Here is a 2,288-nt window from a genome sequence, read left to right on the forward strand (position 1 = left end):
CCAGATCAGGCGTGTAGGAACCTTCATCTTCGGAGGGCCTCGACCCCTTCAACCAGCCGCCACGCCGCAAACCCGAACAACGCTACCTACACCCTCGATTGTGAAGAGCCAGTTATCTCGATGTACTCCGCACCGCTATGGTGCGGAAAGAAGTGAATCAGGAGTGAATCATGTCAGAGAACCAACCTGAGCAGTCGCCAAAGCAAGAGAACGCAAACGGGCCTGCGAAGCAAGGTCTGTGGGATTCGGCGAGTCGATGCGTTGTCTGGGCAGCGGGGGCGACCGGGGCCGCGGTCCTGGTGGCGATGATTGCTTTTCTCGCATTCGGGAACGGGTCGACGTCAGGTTTCGGCTACGGCTACGAGGTGCGGAGGGCTGCCGAGAATTTCTCGTCATTCCTCTCTTTGGCGGGACTGCTGAGCCTGGTGTCTGCAGTTTTCGGATATCGCGCTTTTTACTTGGTAGCGAAGCGCGTTGAATCGATGCCACTTGACCGAGACGCATAGGAAGTTCGCCCAGCCGTTTCTCTCCACCGGTCCACCTAGTGGCGGTTTTTGTCACCTCGCCCGCTCGATAGGGGATACTGGCTGCAGCGCGGGCGCCTGGCCCGCGCATCTCTATTACATGGCCAGGTCGACGAAAGGTGAGCAGGTGAACGAGCAAAATCATGAGTCCGTTGTCGAGGGACTCGAGTTTTGGCGTCAGCTGCCCGCTCCGCAACAACCGACCTGGCCCGATCGGGACGTACTCAATAACGTTCTGGCCGAACTCGCGCTGACGCCCCCGCTGGTGTTCGCGGGCGAAGCGGATGTGCTCAAGCACCGCATGGCGGCAGCGTCTCGCGGCGAGGCCTTTGTCCTGCAGGGCGGCGACTGCGCAGAAACCTTCGCAGACGCGACGGCCGACCGCATCCGCTCGAAGATCATGACGATCCTGCAGATGGCAGTCGTGCTGACGTACGGCGCGGGTATCCCGATCGTGAAGATGGGCCGCATGGCCGGCCAGTACGCCAAGCCGCGTTCATCCGACACGGAGGTCCGCGACGGCGTTGAGCTGCCGACGTTCCGCGGCGAAGCGGTCAACGCCCATGCGTTCACGCCCGAGGCGCGCACGCCCGACCCGTGGCGGCTGCTGCAGGCCTACCACTCCTCGGCGGCGACCCTGAACCTCATCCGCGCGTTCACGATGGGCGGCTTCGCCGACCTGCGGCGCGTGCATGAGTGGAACAAGGGCTTCACCTCGAACCCGGCGTACAAGCGCTACGAAACGATCGCTCAGGAGATCGACTCGGCGATCCGCTTCATGGCGGCCGCGGGCGTCGACTTCGATGCGCTGAAGACCGTCGACTTCTACTCCTCGCACGAGGCGCTCCTGCTCGACTACGAGCATGCGTTGACGCGTATCGACTCGCGCACGGGCCAGCCCTACAACTGTTCGGCGCACTTCCTGTGGATCGGAGAGCGCACTCGCCAGCTCGATGGCGCGCACGTCGACCTCCTGTCGCGCGTGCGCAATCCGATCGGCGTGAAGCTCGGCCCGACGACGACACCCGATGACGCGAAGCGCCTTGCCGAGAAGCTCAATCCGGAGGGCGAGCGCGGCCGTCTCACGTTCATCACGCGCGTCGGCGCGTCGAAGATCCGCGACTTCTTGCCCTCGCTCCTCGAGGACGTCACGAAGAACGCAGGCCCCGTCACGTGGGTGTGCGATCCGATGCACGGCAACACGATCACGTCCGGATCGGGCTACAAGACGCGACGGTTCTCCGACATCCTCGACGAGGTCCGAGGATTCTTCGACGCCCACGACCAGGCGGGCAGCGTGCCGGGCGGTCTCCACGTCGAACTCACCGGCGACGACGTCACCGAGTGCCTTGGTGGCTCGGAGGAGATTGACGACGTCGGGTTGGCTCGGCGCTACGAGACGCTCGTTGATCCGCGGCTCAATCACCAGCAGTCGCTCGAGATGGCGTTTGCCGTGGCGGAGATGCTCCACCCCTAGTTCGTGCGTGGCGCGCTCGGAAGCGTGCCCGAAGCATGGCAGAGCCCACACCATGGTCGGCCTGGTACCGCCGTAGGCGGCTGCATTCGGCAATGGACTATCGACCACCTATCGAGGTCCATTCAGCATGAATCAACCAGACCGCGCCAGAACCCGCGGCAGCGTAGAAAACAAAAAACACCCTTTACTAAGTAGGTCAAGTCCCTTGTAGTGGTGTAACGGCGTTTTCCTCTCGTTTGGGGTTTTAGCTTGCTAGTGCGGGCGTGTCGGTATCGGTCATGGTCGTG

1 protein-coding gene is annotated in these 2,288 nt (G+C 62.8%); it reads left to right on the forward strand.

All coding sequences use genetic code 11. The annotated features are described in order from the left end of the window. Positions 1 to 651: 651 nt before the first annotated feature. Entirely contained in the window at positions 652 to 2,001 is a 1,350-nt protein-coding gene (locus BSZ39_RS12615) for a class II 3-deoxy-7-phosphoheptulonate synthase (RefSeq protein WP_245792531.1), read from the forward strand. The last annotated feature ends 287 nt before the right edge of the window (positions 2,002 to 2,288 follow it).

The sequence above is a fragment of the Bowdeniella nasicola genome (assembly GCF_001907295.1).
Lineage (GTDB): Bacteria > Actinomycetota > Actinomycetes > Actinomycetales > Actinomycetaceae > Bowdeniella > Bowdeniella nasicola.